Below are 19,447 nucleotides of genomic sequence, written 5' to 3'. Positions count from 1 at the left end.
ATAATATTGCTTTTTTTAGTTTAAACTAACTTTTTATCCGTTAATTTTATATATAACCTGTTATTTATTAATATTTAAAGGTAAAATCATGATTGGTGGCAAATAAATATAATATTTAAATCCAATATTGTCGATTTGTTAAAGCATGCTTTGACAATATAATCGAATTTATTTTACTTTATGTTTTGTTGCCATTTTTTAAAGGAATAATGTAAATTAAATTTTACATTATTTCTTTGTTTTTGAGTAATATTAAATTGTGTAGTTAAATTTAATACTGTTTTCTTTTATAAATAATACTATCAGATATATAGGTTTTTTCTGATGAGGTGTTATATGTTGGATAATATTTTCAAATTTAAGGAAAATGGTACAGATGTAAAAACTGAAGTTATTGCAGGTATCACAACATTCCTTGCTATGGCTTATATTTTAGGTGTAAACCCAACAATGCTAGCTGATGGGGGAATGCCTGCTACTGGCGTATTCTTTGCTACTGCTATTTCTTCAGGTATCGCTTGTATAATTATGGGGCTAGTTGCTAAATATCCAGTTGGATTAGCTCCAGGTATGGGACTTAACGCATTGTTTACATATACTATTATATTGGCAATGGGTAATCCTTGGGAAACTGCACTTGCAGCAGTATTTGTTTCAAGTATAATCTTTTTATTAATCACTATTTCTGGTTTAAGGGAAGCTATTTTAAATATCATACCAGTTGACTTAAAACTTGGTATCGGTGCAGCTATAGGATTCTTCCTCGCATTCCTTGGTCTTAAAGGTGCGGGAATTATTATTGATGATCCCTCAACCTTAGTTGCAATGGGTAACTTACTTTCCGCTCCTGCGCTTTTAGCTTTAATAGGCATCTTGATTACATTGATTTTCTATGTTCAAAAAGTGCCTGCAGCTGTATTCTTCGGTATGGTAATAACTGCTTTCATTGGATTGGTAATGTCATTATTTGGTTTTGGAGCTGGAGACATGTTAATGCCAGCAATTCCTCAACAAATAATTACAACTAATTTCGATTGGTCCTTATTCGGAGGATTTTTAAGAGGATTCGGACATTTGTTCTCGAATATACCGAATTTAATCATGATGGTATTCTCATTGGTATTTGTAACATTCTTTGATACTACTGGAACATTGATTTCCTTAGGAAGACAATGTGGATTTATCGATGAAAACGGTCAGGCTGTAGGTATCGAAAAAGCATTCTTAAGTGATGCGGTTGGTGGAATCATCGGTTCTGTCGTTGGTACAAGTACTGTAACTGCTTATGTAGAAAGTGCAACAGGTATTGGAATGGGTGCTAAAACCGGTTTGGCAGCAGTTGTAACTGGTATATTATTTATACTTTCAATTTTCTTTGCTCCAATTGTATTATCTTTATTTACATCATCTGTAACAGCAGCAGCTTTAGTGATTGTTGGTATTTTGATGATCGGTCAATTAAAAGATGTACAATGGGACAGTATAGTAATTGCATCCGCAGTTTTCATGACAATTATCATGATGATTTTATCCTATTCAATCTCATTAGGTATTGCATGGGGATTCGTAATATATGCTGTTGCAACAATCGCTACAGGTAAATATAAAGAAATGAGCTGGGGTATTTGGGTACTGGCTATTGTATTTATTATATACCTGTTCTTTGGACTTTAGACTCACTAATGTGAGTTTAAACCCTTTTTTTTATTTTTTTAAAATTAGTCGTTATAATCTTTTTCTACTTTGTCAAGGTAATATTTGCCTTTATCTGTAATGCTATAGAATCTGTATCGTTTATCTTTTTCATTAAGACATTCCACTAGTTCCGCATCTTTCAATGTCTTTAAATATTTTGATACATGATTGCTATTGTCATCAATATCCTTACTGATTTTGGATGGAATCTTATTTTCTTTTTCTAAAGACTTTAAAACTTTTATCCTTTTTTTGGAACGTGCAAGTAGGGAAATGATGCTCATATCATCTTTTTTCTCCATGTTCTTGAATTTAAATTTTAGCTATTTAATAGATATCTATATGATATTAGCATGCTAATAGCAATGTTTATATTATGTGTCTAACATATTTATCAATACGATTGAGGTGATAAAATCAACAAAAAGATAATTGTCTTGTTTCTCATTTTGGTGGCTGTTGCATTAATTTTTATAATGCCCATTAATTCAACCTACGATTTTGAGGGCATATTTGAAATCGATTTGCCTCCTGGCCGGGAGTATTGGAATGTGGCGTGGTGTCATGATAATGGAGCATTGGGCTGTAAAAACGAATACTGGGAAAAGGATGCAGGTTGTGAAATTAATGGGGATGAGGTCGTTGTTTATTATTATAATAATTCATTAATTGATGAGACTGAATCAAATGCATACCAGCATGCAATCAATGTTTTAACAAAAACGTATTTGTATTATGTATATCAAAATGATGGAAATTTAATCATATTAAAAAATGATCTTGGGATGAATGCTGTTCCTCCTTATCTTGTTGGTAAAGTAAGCGAGGATGGGAATGAGGTTGTTTTTGTTGGTGGACATCAGCTCGATGATTTAAAAAAATATGCGGATTCCGTTGAATTCAGATAGGTGATAAAATGTTAGTTCGTAATTTAGATTTTTTATCAATACCAAAAGAGTTTTCTAAAGTGGAAATTGAAATTTATGACAATAAATCAATCGCTTTAGTTTATATTGAAAATAAAGGATATTCTCTAGTATTAAAAGAAAATGGGGAAGTCGATTCAGTATTTTTACTTAAAACAGATATTCTTCCACATAATGTTAATAATCATGCAGATAGGGAAGATTTTATTAATGTAATTAAAATGTTGCTCGATAAAATTTACAGCGTGTCTGACATTAAGGAATATGAAAAACAACACCAAGAACATGTATTTTTAAGGTTAATGGACATGTTAACCGAAGGGGATAGCGTAGAAAAGATTAATGAAGACAATTCCGAAACATATAAAGATATTGAAAAAGGGTTCATGAAGTTGGAAATTGATATTATGGATAATAAAATCAATGCACTTAACTCATCAATAGCTAATGTTTCTAATAATTTACAGGCTGCCGTTGATGATATTGAAGAGAATAAATGGGGAAATAAGATTAGAAAGTCAATTGACCAAAACAACTGGGGGTAAATTATGGTTAAATGTCAAAAATGCGGAGCAGAAGTTATTGGTTCTGATTTTTGCTTCAGCTGCGGTGAAAAAGTGGAGAAATATGAAAGCGATTCTAGCATTTGTCCAAAATGCGGTACTAAAAATGGTCAAAATACTGTTTTTTGTAAAGAATGTGGTTATCAATTAAATAATGGCGGGGGTGCAGGAGTATCCTATAAACAAAAAGAATGGCAAGCCAGGCATGATGAAATTATTAAAAGATATGATAAGCTTGCTGAAGAATTCGGAATTAAAGATGAAGATTACTTTTTGACAAGTGTAAAAAGATTTAACAAATTAGAACAGACAACAACAAAACACCAGTTAACAAACGATGTGGTCGATACTGCTTTATTCGGCATTCCAGTAAATAGATTACTTAGAAGAGATTTAGGTAATGAAACAATTATTGATGGATTTTTCTTAATTAAGGAAGATAAATTTGTCTTTATGGAAATTGATAATCGTGATTGGGAAAAAGTAAATGCAGGAATAAACAATTTTTACTTTGATAAAATTGTATCAATGAGAGTGACAAAAAGACTTGGTGATGAAAGTAGATACGAAGATATTACCAAAAGAGCTTGGACATCCCCAAATGACATTAGAAGAGCTATTCAAAATGATATCCAATCACTTAAAGCAACACGTTTCAAGGACATGATTACAAACAATGATAGTGCAGACATGTTTGATAGATTATTAATAAAATTGGTTGATAATACTTCATATGAAATCAGACTTCCAAGTTATAAATTTGGTCAAAACTTAATTGATCTATTTGAAACTTTAAGGGGAAAACCACAAACTGTTGTAGTTCAGAATCAGACTTCTGAACCATCAAAAGCACAACAATTAAAAGAATTCCAAGAATTACTTGATTCTGGGGTAATTACTCAAGATGAATTTAATCAATTAAAACAAAATTTGCTATTTAATTAAGGGGTGTTTTCGCATGGTTAAATGTGATAAATGTGGAGTTGAAGTTGATGACTCTTTTGAATTATGTCCTAATTGTGGAAATAATCTGAAAATTTCAAAAGAGGATGAAGAATCACAATCACAGAATGTGGTTTATGGGAAATGTGAAAAATGTAATTCAGATTTGCCTGAAAATGTTATATTTTGCCCATCTTGTGGTTCAAAAGTGATTCAACCTTCCAAACCTAAAGAATCTGATTTAAAAGTTTGTAAAAATTGTGGTCATGTCGTTGAAGATGAGACTACATTCTGCACAGAATGTGGGGCAAATATTTTCACAGGTAAAATTGGTGAATATAAGCAAGGTGCTGAAGCCAATAATAATTTTAAAGAAAAAATTAATTTCAATGCAATAATTTTACCAACAATCGTATCATTGGTTGCTGCAATAATTTTGTCCTTGATAGGTTTATTAATTGGATTTTCATGGTTTTCATTTATTTTAGCTACTATTCTGAGTGTAGGATTTTTTGCTGGAACAATTGATAATGAAGCCAATGCTTGTATTTCAGGTTTAATTGTAGGTCTCATTTTGGGAATAATCGAAAATCCTTTAGTTGAATTGATGTTCGGTGCATTTGTCGCCGGTTTTTATGAAGGATTCTTCGGCGGTCATTTTCTGATTTTAATTTTAATTGGTGCAATCATTGCATATGTTTCAAATGTGTTTTTTAAAGAGTATATCATGGATATTGCTATGAAAATTGGCATTCCTTGGATATAACTTTTTTCTCTTTTTTTATCATAACAATATCATTAAATATCACCGAAACCAAAATTATAATATTAACTAAAAAATGGAGCATAGTGTTATGAACAAAAGAATTATTGAGCTTTCAGGCCATATTATTGACTCATTGACTTTAACTAAAACAATGGGCATAATTATGGACAAAGGCGGGGAATTTGATATATTGGAAATCGATGTTGGACGTAAGAAATCAGATATAAGCCATGCAAAAATCGAAGTTTCAGCCAGTTCTCCCGAATTATTAGAGTCTATTCTAGATGAATTATCAGTACTTGGTGCATCAATTGATGATATTAAAGAAGTAAAACTTGTTGCATCAACAAAAGATAAAGTTGCTCCTGAAGGTTTTTATTCATCATCTAATCACACTACTCATATTTTCTATGATGGGGATTGGATTCCTGTTGAAGAAATTGAGATGGATTGTTTGGTCGTTGTTGATGAAGATGAAAGAAGAGCTTTTGTTAAACCAATAGCTGATGTTAAAGCAGGCGATAAAATAGTTGTCGGGCTTGAAGGTGTAAAAGTTACACCACCTCACAGATCAAGAGAGGAACAGCAAGTATTTGAGTTCATGAACAGTGAGGTATCCTCTGAAAAACCTTTAATGAATTTGATTAATGGTATTGCTAAGGAAATGAAGGAAATCAAGGCAAAAGGAGGAAAAATTGGAATTGTTGGTGGGCCGGCTATTGTGCATACAGGTTCTGGCAAATTCTTGGCATCACTTGTTAGGGAAGGTTACATTGATGTAATCCTGGCTGGAAATGCTCTTGCTACTCATGATATCGAGTCAGATTTGTTCGGAACTTCTTTAGGTATTGAAGTTGAAACAGGTAAGATTGTAGCTCATGGCCATACTCACCATATGAGGGCAATTAACAGAATCAATCAATCAGGTTCAATCAAAAATGCAGTTGAAGATGGCACATTGACTGGCGGAATCATGTATGAATGTATTAAAAAAGATGTTCCATTTGTTCTTGCAGGTTCCATTCGTGATGATGGACCACTTCCGGATGTTATAACCGACACTGCAGAAGCTCAAAAGTTAATGAGACATTATGCTCAAGAAGTTGACATGGTAATTATGATTGCAACAATGCTTCACTCAATTGCAATGGGTAATTTGCTCCCTTCAAGAGTTAAAAGTATTTGTGTAGATATTAATCCATCCACAGTAACTAAATTATCTGATAGGGGAAGCGCTCAAGTTGTAGGTATTGTTACTGATATTGGAACATTTTTACCACTTCTTTATAATGCTTTACATGGGGAATGAAAATGAAGGAATTTACAGCTTATATCTATGATGTTGTCTCTAGCACAATTCGTCCTGTTAGAATCAAAATAGAAAACGGAATCTTTACGGAAGTAGCTCCAATTACAGTTAATGAGGAAACACTAGTTGATGTTAAGGGATTGCTGCTTCCAGGTTTCATAGATTCTCATATTCATATAGAAAGTAGTATGGTTTCACCAGCACAATTCGCTAAGATTGCCGTACGTTACGGTACTACTTCTGTTGTATGCGACCCTCATGAAATAGCTAATGTTTTGGGAATTGAGGGTATTGAAGCAATGATTGAAAATGCAAATGCCGTTCCTTTTAATTTCTATTTCACTGCACCTTCTTGTGTGCCTGCTACTTCATTTGAAACTTCCGGTGCTATTTTAGATTCCTCTGATGTTGAGTATTTACTTAAAAAAGATGAGATTGTTGCATTAGGGGAAATGATGAATTTTCCGGGTGTTATAAATGGGGATGAAGAAGTTCTAAAGAAATTGGAATTGGCGAAAAAGTATGAAAAGCCGATTGATGGTCATGCACCATTGCTTTCTCGTGAAGATTTGGATAAATACATTGCACATGGTATAAGTACTGACCACGAATGCAGCAATGTTTTGGAAGCTCTCGAGAAAAAGATTAAAGGTATGAAAATTATGGTTCGTGACGGTTCATCCGCTATGGATATGGAAGGCCTTTTCAATATAGATGAAGGCAAATTACTCATTGAAAATCCGGATGCTTTGGGTAGGATTTTCAAAGATATATTTGAAAGAAAAATATATTCTCCAATCTTTGATTTTATAGTTAGTGATGATAAACATCCAAACGATTTAATCAACGGTCATTTGGATTTATCCATCAAAAAAGCAGTTAATTTAGGAATTGATATCTTAAAAGCCATTGATATGGTAACAATCAACCCTGCATATCATTATAATTTAAATTGCGGTATTATAAGGGAAGGTAGACAAGCAGATTTTATAATTGTAGACAGCATATATGATTGCAATGTCTTAAAAACATATGTTGGCGGCGAATGTGTGTTTGATGGGGAAAATGTTCTGTTTGATGTTCCTGAAATCGAAGCTTCCAATTCAATAAATGCATCTAAAAAGCTTCCTAGTGACTTTGATGTGCATTATGATGGAGATGAATGTGAAGTCAATGTTATTGTGTGTTCCGATGGTGATTTATTAACTAAAAAAGCGACTGCAAAATTATATGTTAAGGATGGTATTGTCCAACCTGATATCTTTCAGGATGTTTTAAAGATATCTGTTGTAGAGCGTTATGGTGGAAACACAGTTTCTAATGCATTCATTAGAGGATTTGGTCTTAAAAAAGGAGCTATTGCATCATCTGTTGCTCACGATTCCCATAATATCATAGTTGTTGGTTATAGTTCTGACATGATGGCAAAAGCAGTCAATCAAATTATTGATGATAAAGGAGGCATTGCCGTTGTGAGCGAAGACTTCAGTGATTCATTACCTCTTCCGATTGCAGGACTCATGAGTAATGAGGACGTATATGATGTTGCTCATAAATTAGGTGTTTTACATCAAATGACTAACGCTTTAGGTTGCGAACTCCAATCTCCATTTATGACAATGGCATTTATGGCATTACTAGTTATTCCATCAATTAAGATTTCAGATAAAGGTTTATTTGATGGAGATTCATTTGAATTTATTGATGTTATTAAAAACTAAGGTTCATAACCTTTTTTTATTAACTCTTTTTTTATTTCTTTCATGGCCTGTATATCCTGTTTGTAGCCAACTTTTTTTACCACGCGATTAGCTTCTCTAAATCTGTTAAGATAATATTCCTTTTGTTCTTCGCCGACCATATCAAAACGTGTTAAGTTGGATAAGGATTCGATAACATAGCCAAACCCTCTGTTCATAGCTTTAGTAGGTTTATTAATTATAATCTCATTAACCTTTGATTTAATGACGATTGCTTCATCTTTCTTTTTAATGGGATCGCTTTGTTTAACGGCTTCAATAAACTTGATTGATTCACATTTAAAATAAGCTTCAGCACATTTTAAAGAGTTGTCTTCATTGAAATATTCGGGAGGCAAATTTCCAAGAGTGGATTTGGTAAATATTTCAGGATCATGGGTAATATTAACAATGAACTCTTTTTGAAGGAGAATGTTGTCCAGAGTGTGGCTTCCCTTGAAAATCCTGTTCAATATCATGTTTTTATCTAAGCATATCACACCCATTGGCGCCGCATTTTTCACATTTTCAGAATTAATAGTTGTAATTACGGTTTCGTACTGCCTTCCTTTTTCCATTCCTAATGAAGCTAAATCTATTTCCATGTTATCATTTTTAAGCCTTTTGTTTAAATAACATTTTTATATATTTTATTACATAAATATAATTGTTTATAAATGTTAAGGAGTTTTAATCATGAACTATAAAATGTATGATGAAATGATGGAGCAACCAGAATCACTTAAGAGAACTTTTGAAAGTGAGCTTCCAAAAATGGATGATGTTTCGAAGTTGGTTATCGGTGCGGATAAAGTTTATCTAATTGGTTGTGGCAGTTCTATTTCAACTTGTTATAGTGTTAGGGATGCAATTAGAATGTCAAGTACAAATCTTGATATTGAAGTTTATGCAGGTTATGAGTTTTATTATAATAAAAAATTGGTTGAAAATGAAAATTCCATAGCAATTTTCACATCACAATCCGGTGAAACTGCAGATACTTTAGCATCTTTAAGAAAAGCAAATGAATATGGATTGCATACAGTTTCAATCTCAAATGAACCGGATAGTTCCATGATTAAAGAAGCAAAAACTCCTATTATAACAAGAGGTGGAACTGAAACAGCAATTTTAGGTACAAAAACTTATGTAACACAATTGGCTTGCCTTTATCAGATTCTATTTTCAGCCAGTGATTATGAAAATAAAACAGAGCTGTTATCCCAGTTATCCGAAATGTATAAGATGTTGGAAAAACTTCTTGTCATAACCGAAGATGAAAATAAAAAATTGGCTTATGAGTTTAAAGATGAGGATATCTTTTATTGTTTAGGCAGCGGACCTAATTTCGGTCTTGCGTATAAATTGGCCATGACCATGCTTATGGAAGGTGCAATTAAGCATGCTTGTCCTGAATATTCCGCGGAATTCAGGCACGGTTTAATCGAAAGAGCAGAAAAAGATGTTCCAATAATATTTTTAAGGTCCGGTTTTGAATCAGATGAAATCACTGATAAGGCCATCGAATTTTCAGCAAATCTAGAGCTAAAATCTATTATTTATGAATTAAAAGATTTTGCTGATGTGGATAAATTATTATCCCCATTCATTTTTGTAATTCCTCTAGAATGGTTTGTATATTATTTAGCACACTATAATGGTGAAGATCCAGGTGCAACAAGGCACATTGGTAAAGTTAGATATTAATTTTTTTAAAATAAAAAAAGATGAAATGTAGAATTTATTCTACATTTACTTTATGTTTTGGTATAATTAATTTTGGAATGGTTATGGTAACAATTCCACTTGAGAATTTTGCAGTAATGTTTTCAAGGTCAATACTGTTCTCAAATCTTACAGTTTTACTGCATTTACCGGATTTGATAGCAGATACAATTGATTCAGCTTCGTCTTCTTCTTCAAATTCATCAATGAATGCTTTGAAAGTGGTTTCGATAGTGATGTCGTTGTCACCTGCTTCGATTAAAACATCTTCTTTTTCTACACCAGGTACTGCAGCTTTGATGTGGTAGAAGTCTTTGGTTTCTACTAAATCAATGTCGATTGTTTGTACTGTTGCTTGTTTGTAATCACTATATTTTTGATCTGCGGTTTTTTGCATGTTTTTGATGTTTTCTTTGAATTCATCTATGTTTTTGTATAATTCATTAATAACATTGTCCGCAAAAGCTTTTCCTTTTTCTTTTCTTTCATCGAACTTTTCTTTAGTTTCTTCTTTCTTTTCATCAAATTTTGTTTTTTCTTCGTTGATTTTTTCGTCAACTTCAACTTCTTCTTCTTCTTTTTCAGTGAATTCGGTATCAATAGTTTCTTCGTCTACCATATTTTTCACACTCCTACTTGATGAATATCAGTAAGTATGTTTTATTTACTTTTTGTAAGTATATAAATTTTTGTATAGTTACTACTTTTCTCGCTGTATTTTTACAACTAATAATCTGAACTTTTTGGCAAATAAATGTTACAATTGTTCGTATGAAAACGAATGAACTGGTTTTGTATAGTTACCAATCGAAAATATTTATTTTAAAATAATGTACCAAATAATTTATTACTTATTTTATATAAAAAATATAATAAATAATATAATAAAAAATATGAATGATTATTATGGGAATTACTGATTATATTAAAACTAGACTATTGAATAATCGTGTAGAGCAGTACAATACAAAACGTAGCTATTGGGGGGAGGATGAAAGGCAGCCTAAAACTGATGGGATAAATACTGGTCTTGACTTGCCTGATGCACTTCCACCTGTAATTAATAAGACAATAGCTAATGCACGTTATGCTGTAAAGCTTGACGGTTATACTTCAGGAATTTTGAAAAATAGGATTGATAAAGCTAATGTTAATATGGTTCTTGTGGATAAGGAAAATAAGTTATCTCAAGAGCAGAAATTAACTTTAATCTTATGGGCAAGAAAAATTGACATCAGCCAAATTGCTAAAAATATTCTGCAAGGTGGAATGGTTGATGGGGAAGGTCTAATTAAACCTGTGCAACGTTGGGATAAATCTATAGGTAAATATATTAAACCTATATTTTTGGAAATCGGTGCTAAAGGTTATGGATTAAAGAAAGAATTTAATGATGATAATGAAGTACAGTTATATCTACATAAGATGCCCGAAGATGTTGTTGCGGGATCTCCTGAAGAGTTCGCTAATTATGTTAGTGTTGAAGAAGGAACATTAACGGTCAAGTACGAACCTGAAGAGGTTATTAACTTCATGTATAATGAGATTTATTGTGAAGCTCAAAGTATTATCCTAAATTGCCTTGATGATATATATCACAAATGTAATTTGGAGAGAAACCAAGTAGAGAGAATTAATAAGGATAATATTATTGAAGTTAAGCCTGCAATGGATGCGAATGGCCAGCCTTATATTACTGAACTTTCATCCACTGCTAAGGAAAATCTTTATGCTGATTATGGAACTACTGCTGGGAGTAATGTAGCTATTGTGCCTCCTGGAATAGAATCTAAAATCTTAGGGGGTAACAACTACCAATCTGACTATACGAGGCAAACTGAAATCTTTAGAAATAATATTTTAAGAACTTTTGTAACTCCTCAGTCTCAGGCAGGTAATGAAAAGTCTAATCAGAATGTGGCCGAGTACATTAACGATTCAGCTATCACTGGGTTTATTGTTAATGTGGCCAACGACCAGAAATGGGTGTTAAAGTATTGCAATCAGCTATTGAATATGCAATTGGAGTTAATGGGTATTAGTGAAACTTTAGATATTTATTTCAGCTATTCAAGAGATGATGTTTTAAGATACATTATGGAACTGTCTTCTGAAGGTGATGAGATTTATAAGAACTATCTAAGTAACTTTGAAGAGGAACAGCCTGTTGGTGAAAGGATTGTAACTGAAAGTGGTGTTGAAGTATAATAAAGATTTATATAAAATAAGTAATAAAATATATAATAAATAATATAATAAAAATGTGATAATAATGAGGCATGAACTTTTTGAAGTCGGATCCTATGACTATTCCGACCTGGACGATAGACTCGACAAACCTGTTGAATGGACTGAAGATGATCTTAAGCTAATAGCTGAAAACTACCGTGGAGGAATTCCACTAACTTCAGAGCATGACAATATCTACGTTGGTATTGGAAATAATATTGAATATGAAGAAGGTAAGCTATTCATTGAAGTTCCGGACGAATTGGATATGGAAGGAAAAGGTCTATCTCCTAAAGTTGATGTCTTATTAAAAGATAAAGGAGATTCATTTGGAATTGATACTATGAGCTTAATAGATGTTGGTGTAACTAAAAGTCCAAGAAAAATTACCTTGTTAAATTCAGATATTGCTGGTGATGGAAGTGCAACTGGAAATCCTAATCCTGAACCGCCTGCTCCACAGCCACAACCTCAAACACCTACTAAAGATACAAATGTAGCTACAACTTTATTATTGGAAAAGCTGCAAGGTAAGGATGCTGAGATTGGAAAGCTTCAGGATGAAATTAATAATTTGAAAGAAGAATCTAAGAAGTATGATGAGATTAAAAAAGCTATTGAAGAAAATAAGGAATTTATAGATTCTAAAGATGATATTCTAAAAGAATTATCTGAATTAAGAAAAGCTGAAAATGAAAGGAAAATAAAAGAGTACGAAACTAAATATAACTTTAATTATAATGAAAACGCTCAGGATAAAGAGATAATTGATAAGCTATTATCTGGTGATGTTGATATGGAATTAATGGAAAAACTGGCTGAAAGAAGAATTAAAATTGAAGCTAGTAATGATGGTTCAACTCCTGGAGGAAGAAATCCTGAAAACTCTGGTGATGTAGAAGAAACTGGATTTACGGGCAGCACTGGAGATGAGGATGCGCCTTCCTTCACGACACGTGAGGAATATAATAAAATTCTAAAGGATATGGGATTCAACCGAACTAGAATATAGCTATGATGGTGTTTTCTTACTTTTTCACCGGAGCTATACTTTCATTGAATCGCTCGTTATATAATTAAGGGGGAAGTGTTTTGTGTGTTTTCACTCTCCCTTAAAAATCTTGCATTGAAACCCTTAATGCCTAATTAAGGGGGGACAAGCCCCCCTTTAATTACCCACGAATGCCAATGCAAGGACGAATGATGTTAACAAAACTTAACCCACGAACCGACCGCTAAAGGGTCGGTTCTTAAATTTGATAAATTCATCTATGCCAAATCCATGAACTCGGAATGGGGGACAAGCCCCCATTCCTCGGAGTCGACAAACTAATATTTTCAAATCCATAAACTCGGAACAGGGGACAAGCCCCTGTTCCTCGGAACCTGACATGGCTATTATTGTTAGGTCTATAGTATTGGCCTTTCGCTTCGCTCAAGGCGTCCAGTCCGACCTTCGGTCGGACGGAACATAATGAAAATCTTGATTATTTTAAAAATGGTTTTTACATTGTTTGCCTTACGGAACCGACCGGCGAGGGTCGGTTCCTCCATACAGTATATGCTCGCCAATCCTATTCACCCAGGCCTCCCACACACGCCTCCCTTCGGTCGGCGTGGGGTCGGCCTGGGCGAATTGGCTCGCTTAAAACGTGGGCATGTCTGTTTGAATTAATCCAAATAATTAATTATTTTGCCAATTTTCATAGAAATTTTTATTATCTGAGAATAATAAAATGTAAATATATTGTTAATAAATATGTTGGTTTTAATTACAAATCAATAAACATAGGTGAGAAGGGATTTCAATGTTTTTAAATGACAAAGAAAGAGTGATAAATGAAGGTGAAGTTTATATTAATCCTATGAATATTATTTTAAGTACTTTAGAAAAAAAGGGCAGTCTTTTTATTACTTGTTTACAATTAGGATTTGAAATTAATGATATTGAAGAAATGTATGAATTAGGTCAACAATCTTCAAATGAAGATTATGAATATTTTTATAATAAAGTTAATGCTATTGAAAAAAAGTTTGGTTTTGAAATTTTACAATATGATACTAACACTCCTGCAATAATAGATAGTTTCCAAGGGTATAATCATTTAGATTTAACTAAATTTAATTTTAATCCAAATTCTGTAATTTATATTCAGCAAAATAGGAAGGAATATAAAGTTACAAATATTTTTAAGTCTCATGATTCTAAAAAAATATTTTTATCAATTAATCAAGAAAATAATTTTAATAGAGGAAATTCAAGATCTAACTTTAGAAGTAGCTCAATACCTCTCACTTTTAGGAATGAATCAAATACTCCAAATGAAATATCAATTCCAAGGCCTTTGTCAAGAAAATATGATTTTACTGTGGGTGAATTTAAAACAATAATTAATAATTTGGATCCTGATACTCAAATATATGTATTAAAAGAGGGTAAGGCTTATGCTTTTGGTGTAGTTATGCATTATGATTATAATGCATTTGATTTATTTGGAAGGGATAATCCACAAGAAAAATTAATAATTGAAATTGATATGATGGGTGATGAAAGTAGATATAATCAAATTAAAATTGGCAATAGTTATTTCATTGATTTAGGTAATTTTGAATTATCTGATATTGCTGACAAATTAAAAAGACGAGGAATAATTGATGATGGTTTTTTTGAAGCAGGTAATTTTTACTATATTGGTCAAAACGAGTATGAAACTGTGAAATATTATTTAATGGAATTAGTAGAACGTGCAGTTGATAGTTATTATGCGAGTGATTGCTATTAGGAATGATTAAGTTCTGGATGATACAATACATTCAGACAATTTAAACTATTATTATTTACTATTAAATAATTAAAGGCGCATAATATTTATTTTATCCTGTTCCACAAATGGGGCTGTTGGATCAATTCTTAAGATTTCGTCATAACATTTTAAGGCGTCTCTTTTTCTACCCAATTGAGCCAATGTTACTGCCTTTTCACGAATTAAATAGATATTTCTAGGGTCACGTGAAATTTCATCTTCTAAAAATATATACATTTGTTTTAAACAATTTTCAGCTTCTTGTATGCGTCCTAGTTCAAGTAATGAACGACCTTTGTAACCTAATACTCTGAAATCTGGATCTTTTGTTTTTAGGACTGCATCAAAGCATTCAACTGCTTTATCATGAAAACCTAATCTTCCGTAAATGTCACCTTTCATTTTTAAAACAATTGTGTTTTGACTTCTAAGTTTTACATATTCATCTGTTATGTCTTGTAAACTATGTGCTACTTTTATTCCAAATCCAGTATGGAAATCTACAAAGAAGTAATTGTTTTGAACTAAGTAATTTAACACTAATGGAATCAAATCAAGGCTAAAATTAAGGAAAACGAATTCTTTATTCTTGTTATAATGTGCTGAAAATATTTTATATCCTTCTTGTGAGTCTTTTACTGCTTGCGAAAGCATTGGTAGTATATTTTGATTATTTCTTTCCAAAAATTCATTCATCATTCCGATGAAGTTATATGTTCTAAAAAAGTAAATTGCTGGATATTCTTCACTTGATATGTCTAAGTATTTTAATGCTTGTTCAAATGATTCATTTGATATTTTAAAATTTTCTTTAGCAGCATTTGCACAACCTTTATAAAAATGTCCGAGTCCATTATTAGAATCAATACTCAATGATTTATCAGCTGCTTTAATCGCCTGATTATAATCAGAGGTTATGTAATATAAGCTTGCCAATTTAGCATAATATTCGGCATTACCATTATAATTGCTTTCAGCATCCCTATATAATTCAATAGCAAGTTTATCTTCACCCATAGCCAATCCAAATGCAATCATGTATCTTGCTTCAAGATTTTCTTTTATTTTTAATGATTTATCAACCATTTTTGCATGTTCATCAAAGCGATGCAACTGTTTTAAGATTAATGCCTTTAAATTATAATAATTGTAGTTTTCCGGATCTTCTTCAATTGCATCATCAATGTATGTTAATGCAAGTTCATATTCATTAATTTGGTATAATCTCTGAGCTTCTCGGAAACTATTAGTAATAGTTACATTAACATTGCCTGTTCCTCCAACAGTCCGTGTTGGTGTTGGTGTTTGTTTTCCATCATCTAATTTTATTCCACATTCGCTGCAGAATTGGGGATTTGTTCCCCTTAATTCTGCTCCGCAACTCCAACAGAATTTCATAATTTTTGACCACACTCTGGACAGAATTTCATACCTGCCTCTAATTTATTTCCACAATTAAAACAAAACTTGGCTCCACTTTCTTGTTTAGGAGGTAATTTTATATCTGGTTTTTTCCCTTTACAAATCATGGCATATTGACATTGATCACAATGTTTATCTTTTGCTGATGAAAAATTACAATCTCCAATATTTTGAGCGGTGGTTTTAATGTCTTGTGCAAGTTCGTCTATTTCAATTTGATTGATTGGAATAGGTTTCGCTTCTTTGGATTTAATTGCATAAATTTTTAATTCCCCAATATCTAAACCAGCATATCTATGATTTTCATCACTTAACCCTAAAATATAGGTATATAATTGTTTGGTATACTTTTCAAGATACTTGTTAGCAGATTTAGTGTTTTTGTAATCTAAAATTCCAATTTTTCCATCCTTGGTTTTATATATTAAATCAATTACTCCATTTAAACTATAATTATCTTTTTTAATGTAAAATGGAACTTCACAATCAATGATTTCTAAATCTTTTCCTTCGTTGTGGTAGTAATATAGAATATCTTCTGTGATTCTAGCTAATTTCTGAGAATCATTTTCATTAGGAGTTTCTTCTAATTTAGATTTGTTAAATAAATTAGTTACAGTTGATATTACCTTTTCATCACCAATATAAACATTGTCATTTTCTTTAATGAGTTTGTTAATTACTTCAAATGCTTTATGTATGAATATACCATCACTCATACGGCGAGTGTCAGTTGTTTTAAGACCAAAATCATTTGCAAGCCTATATTTTAAAGGACATGTTTGATAATTCATTAAAGATGTGAAACTTAATTGCACGGGTTCTTCTTCAACTTCATCTTTTTCACACACGGTAGGTTCAATGATTTCAAAATTATTTCTTAACGGTTTACAATAATCATTGGAGTCAATGAAATGTTGTATTTTTTCATTACCCTTTGGAACTAAGTCAAAGTATTGTTTTTTAGTTTTAATATCTAAATTAGAATCAAGATATTTAAATGCTTTATCGAATAAATCCTCAGATCCCTCAGGAGAAATGTTTGATAAGATTAAAGTGTCTTTTGCTCTTGTTATTGCAACATAAACAATACGTTCTTCTTCTTCATCATGAGCCATTTGTTCATGTGTCTTTTCATCAATTAAAACACCATTCTCATCTAATGTTTTCCCAAATGGTTTATATTCAAGACAAGGATTCGGGGAATAATAAACCGGTCTTATTTTACCACCAATAAATGCATAACCACTTGGAGGATTAGGATCTTTAAACTTCATTGGAAACTTGCCCTCACTTAAAGATGCGACAATGACGACTGGGAATTCTAAACCTTTAGATTTATGAACTGTCATTATTTGAACCCCTTCACCTTCAGCATATGCACCATATTCATCAATATTATGATATAAGAACCAGAATGCACCTGCTAAATCTTTAGGATTTCTAACTTGTTCATAATTAAATAATGTATTGCTTAAAAGAGCAATATTTTCAACTTGATGTTTATTTTCATCAGCATTAATAAATTCTTCATCCAAATAATCAGTAATTGTTAGAAGTTGCAGATATAAATTTAAAATACTTGGTTTCTCTTCCCATGGAATATCTTCATTCAGGTAGTCATTTTTAATATTTTCCAAAAGATAAAAGAATGTTAAATCATCAGTATTTGTAACTCCCCATTTTAAGAGATTTTGATGATTTATCATAGGTCTTGAAACACGTCTAAATATTTCCGCTTTAATATCATCATCTCTATTTAGTACTCCTGTAAACTTAGAAACTCTGCTTTTTTTACCAGTCATTTCTAAATAAACTTCTTTTTCTGTAGCAATAACTTCTGCTTCAAAATTATCATGGACAGAGTTTAAAATGTCTTTTGTTTCATCGGAAAGGTTAACTAATGTTTGATTGAAGTTTTCACCAGTAAATGCTTTTAGATTTAACCAATCAAGTTCCCAACCATTAAAAATAGGACTATGTTCATCATCATCTTGGATAATGTAATATAATAAAGTTAATATTGATTTAATCTCATCTCTTTCAAGTAAATCACTTCTACCTTTAACTTGATATGGGATATTATTTTCCTTAAGTTTTTCAATTAATGGATTAATACAGTTATTTTCACTTGTAACTGATCTGGCTAAAATTCCAATTTCAGAATAATCATCAATTTTATTAGTGTTTTTTAAATTTAAAATTAAGCTAACAAGTTGTTCTGCTTCTGAGTTGTTATCATCACTTATCATATAGTAAATATCTCTTGAAACATTTCTCGCACCATCAGCATCACTTTTACTGGAATGCTTAATCTTTTGGTCGTAAATATATTTTTCTGAAAAATCAATAATCTCATTAGTTGAACGATAATTGGTTGATAAATCCATTTTCTCAACATTATCTCCGTGATCGTCATATAATTTCTTAAAGTAGTTTTCAATTGAACCTCTAAATCCATAAATACTTTGTTCAACATCTCCCACTACCATAAATGAATCTGCATTCTCCATTAATGTGGCAAATATTTTCATCTGTACAGGGTCAGTATCCTGGAACTCGTCAATTAAAACATTTGTAAATTGAGTTTTTGGATTTAACTCTAAATGTTTCAATGTATTTACTTGCATTAAAGAAAAATCAGTCAAATTCTCTTCTTCAAGAAGTTGTAGATATTTAGGATAAGATTCAGCTATTTTTAAATATTTTGCATTATAATATGATTTTTTAAGCTCCTTATCATCATGTATTTCATTAAATGGAAATTTTCCATCGTTCTCTTCCATATAATTTTTTACAAAAGTAAGATACTCAACACTCATTGGCCTAGTTTCTTTAATGTATTCAGTTAAACATCTTGTATCAACTTTAAAAGTTGTGTATTCATTATATTTTCTAACAATATCTCTAACATCACGTGGTTTAACAGTAAATTCATCAACAAAACCTAAATCTTTCAGGTGCTTTGAAATAAACATGTTATTTTTCTCATTTAAATCATCATCAATAACATCAAAACCAATAGCTCCACTTTCTTGTAGGATTCTTGAACAGAATCCGTGGATGGTTGAAATTTGCATTAAATCAATGTCACTTTTTGCAATATCATCTTTTGACAGCCTATCTTTAAGTTCATCAGCTGCTTTTCTTGTAAAAGTGATTACTAGCATACTTTCAGGAGCAACTTTTTTCTCATTTAAAAGATATTTTACTCTTTCAATAATTACTCTAGTTTTTCCAGCACCGGGTCCTGCTTCAACACTTAATGGATTAGGACCATCATAGTATACAATTTTTTCTTGTTTTGGACTTAATTTCACCATTGAA

General features: G+C 31.6%; 16 protein-coding genes. 11 read left to right on the top strand and 5 right to left on the bottom strand.

Annotated elements, in window-relative coordinates; all coding sequences use genetic code 11:
- Positions 1-336 precede the first annotated feature (336 nt).
- A complete protein-coding gene (locus tag TL18_RS08480; protein ID WP_067044229.1) occupies positions 337-1,674 on the top strand; it encodes an NCS2 family permease in 1,338 nt (445 codons plus the stop codon).
- Positions 1,675-1,718: 44 nt separating this feature from the next.
- Here TL18_RS08480 and TL18_RS08475 read toward each other — a convergent pair whose 3' ends face one another.
- Positions 1,719-1,997: a helix-turn-helix transcriptional regulator gene (locus tag TL18_RS08475; RefSeq protein ID WP_082706450.1), complete on the bottom strand. Its 279-nt coding sequence runs from the start codon at positions 1,995-1,997 to the stop codon at positions 1,719-1,721.
- Positions 1,998-2,132: 135 nt separating this feature from the next.
- Here TL18_RS08475 and TL18_RS08470 point away from each other — a divergent pair, with 135 nt between their 5' ends.
- The 6 genes from TL18_RS08470 (at position 2,133) to ade (ending at position 7,922) form a co-directional block, all read left to right on the top strand.
- Entirely contained in the window at positions 2,133-2,603 is a 471-nt protein-coding gene (locus TL18_RS08470) for a hypothetical protein (protein WP_067044226.1), read from the top strand.
- An 8-nt stretch (positions 2,604-2,611) separates the two neighbouring features.
- Entirely contained in the window at positions 2,612-3,166 is a 555-nt protein-coding gene (locus tag TL18_RS08465) for a hypothetical protein (protein WP_067044223.1), read from the top strand.
- Between the two features lie 3 nt (positions 3,167-3,169).
- On the top strand, positions 3,170-4,129 hold the full coding sequence (locus TL18_RS08460) for an SHOCT domain-containing protein (RefSeq protein ID WP_067044220.1): 960 nt from the start codon (positions 3,170-3,172) through the stop codon (positions 4,127-4,129).
- A gap of 13 nt (positions 4,130-4,142) precedes the next feature.
- Positions 4,143-4,892 (top strand): zinc ribbon domain-containing protein, encoded by a 750-nt coding sequence (locus tag TL18_RS08455; protein WP_067044217.1) that lies wholly within the window; start codon positions 4,143-4,145, stop codon positions 4,890-4,892.
- Between the two features lie 88 nt (positions 4,893-4,980).
- A complete protein-coding gene (locus TL18_RS08450) occupies positions 4,981-6,201 on the top strand; it encodes a TIGR00300 family protein (protein WP_067044214.1) in 1,221 nt (406 codons plus the stop codon).
- Positions 6,202-6,203: 2 nt separating this feature from the next.
- Positions 6,204-7,922, top strand: coding sequence for an adenine deaminase (ade, locus tag TL18_RS08445; RefSeq protein ID WP_067044211.1), 1,719 nt, complete (start codon positions 6,204-6,206; stop codon positions 7,920-7,922).
- Here the strand turns inward: ade and TL18_RS08440 are convergent.
- Positions 7,919-8,545: a DUF447 domain-containing protein gene (locus TL18_RS08440; RefSeq protein ID WP_067044208.1), complete on the bottom strand. Its 627-nt coding sequence runs from the start codon at positions 8,543-8,545 to the stop codon at positions 7,919-7,921. The genes ade and TL18_RS08440 overlap by 4 nt on opposite strands.
- A 91-nt stretch (positions 8,546-8,636) precedes the next feature.
- Between TL18_RS08440 and TL18_RS08435 the strand changes: the two genes are divergently transcribed.
- Entirely contained in the window at positions 8,637-9,647 is a 1,011-nt protein-coding gene (locus TL18_RS08435; RefSeq protein WP_067044205.1) for an SIS domain-containing protein, read from the top strand.
- Between the two features lie 34 nt (positions 9,648-9,681).
- Here TL18_RS08435 and TL18_RS08430 read toward each other — a convergent pair whose 3' ends face one another.
- A complete protein-coding gene (locus tag TL18_RS08430) occupies positions 9,682-10,284 on the bottom strand; it encodes an Hsp20/alpha crystallin family protein (protein ID WP_067044202.1) in 603 nt (200 codons plus the stop codon).
- Between the two features lie 278 nt (positions 10,285-10,562).
- Here TL18_RS08430 and TL18_RS08425 point away from each other — a divergent pair, with 278 nt between their 5' ends.
- The 3 genes from TL18_RS08425 (at position 10,563) to TL18_RS08415 (ending at position 14,677) form a co-directional block, all read left to right on the top strand.
- On the top strand, positions 10,563-11,873 hold the full coding sequence (locus TL18_RS08425; RefSeq protein ID WP_156064659.1) for a hypothetical protein: 1,311 nt from the start codon (positions 10,563-10,565) through the stop codon (positions 11,871-11,873).
- Positions 11,874-11,937: 64 nt separating this feature from the next.
- On the top strand, positions 11,938-12,906 hold the full coding sequence (locus TL18_RS08420; RefSeq protein WP_067044196.1) for a hypothetical protein: 969 nt from the start codon (positions 11,938-11,940) through the stop codon (positions 12,904-12,906).
- Positions 12,907-13,702: 796 nt separating this feature from the next.
- The gene (locus tag TL18_RS08415; protein WP_067044193.1) at positions 13,703-14,677 is read left to right on the top strand and encodes a hypothetical protein; all 975 of its coding nucleotides are present in this window, start codon (positions 13,703-13,705) and stop codon (positions 14,675-14,677) included.
- Between the two features lie 69 nt (positions 14,678-14,746).
- Here the strand turns inward: TL18_RS08415 and TL18_RS08410 are convergent, their stop codons facing one another.
- Together TL18_RS08410 and TL18_RS08405 are read right to left on the bottom strand one after the other, a co-directional pair.
- On the bottom strand, positions 14,747-16,096 hold the full coding sequence (locus TL18_RS08410; RefSeq protein ID WP_067044190.1) for a tetratricopeptide repeat protein: 1,350 nt from the start codon (positions 16,094-16,096) through the stop codon (positions 14,747-14,749).
- Positions 16,093-19,443, bottom strand: coding sequence for a UvrD-helicase domain-containing protein (locus TL18_RS08405; RefSeq protein ID WP_067044187.1), 3,351 nt, complete (start codon positions 19,441-19,443; stop codon positions 16,093-16,095). Before TL18_RS08405 ends, TL18_RS08410 begins: the two co-directional genes overlap by 4 nt.
- Between the last annotated feature and the right edge of the window lie 4 nt (positions 19,444-19,447).

Source organism: Methanobrevibacter sp. YE315 (assembly GCF_001548675.1).
Lineage (GTDB): Archaea > Methanobacteriota > Methanobacteria > Methanobacteriales > Methanobacteriaceae > Methanocatella.
The sequence above is the reverse complement of the archived record's forward strand: the minus strand, read 5'-3'. Positions and strand labels throughout refer to the sequence as shown.

Bases quoted from the DNA above. Each gene is read 5' to 3' on its own strand.
- TL18_RS08480 (WP_067044229.1), top strand. From the start codon at position 337: ATGTTGGATAATATTTTCAAATTTAAGGAAAATGGTACAGATGTAAAA.
- TL18_RS08475 (WP_082706450.1), bottom strand. From the start codon at position 1,997: ATGGAGAAAAAAGATGATATGAGCATCATTTCCCTACTTGCACGTTCC.
- TL18_RS08465 (WP_067044223.1), top strand. From the start codon at position 2,612: ATGTTAGTTCGTAATTTAGATTTTTTATCAATACCAAAAGAGTTTTCT.
- TL18_RS08460 (WP_067044220.1), top strand. From the start codon at position 3,170: ATGGTTAAATGTCAAAAATGCGGAGCAGAAGTTATTGGTTCTGATTTT.
- TL18_RS08455 (WP_067044217.1), top strand. From the start codon at position 4,143: ATGGTTAAATGTGATAAATGTGGAGTTGAAGTTGATGACTCTTTTGAA.
- TL18_RS08450 (WP_067044214.1), top strand. From the start codon at position 4,981: ATGAACAAAAGAATTATTGAGCTTTCAGGCCATATTATTGACTCATTG.
- ade (WP_067044211.1), top strand. From the start codon at position 6,204: ATGAAGGAATTTACAGCTTATATCTATGATGTTGTCTCTAGCACAATT.
- TL18_RS08440 (WP_067044208.1), bottom strand. From the start codon at position 8,545: ATGGAAATAGATTTAGCTTCATTAGGAATGGAAAAAGGAAGGCAGTAC.
- TL18_RS08435 (WP_067044205.1), top strand. From the start codon at position 8,637: ATGAACTATAAAATGTATGATGAAATGATGGAGCAACCAGAATCACTT.
- TL18_RS08430 (WP_067044202.1), bottom strand. From the start codon at position 10,284: ATGGTAGACGAAGAAACTATTGATACCGAATTCACTGAAAAAGAAGAA.
- TL18_RS08425 (WP_156064659.1), top strand. From the start codon at position 10,563: ATGATTATTATGGGAATTACTGATTATATTAAAACTAGACTATTGAAT.
- TL18_RS08420 (WP_067044196.1), top strand. From the start codon at position 11,938: ATGAGGCATGAACTTTTTGAAGTCGGATCCTATGACTATTCCGACCTG.
- TL18_RS08415 (WP_067044193.1), top strand. From the start codon at position 13,703: ATGTTTTTAAATGACAAAGAAAGAGTGATAAATGAAGGTGAAGTTTAT.
- TL18_RS08410 (WP_067044190.1), bottom strand. From the start codon at position 16,096: ATGAAATTCTGTTGGAGTTGCGGAGCAGAATTAAGGGGAACAAATCCC.
- TL18_RS08405 (WP_067044187.1), bottom strand. From the start codon at position 19,443: ATGGTGAAATTAAGTCCAAAACAAGAAAAAATTGTATACTATGATGGT.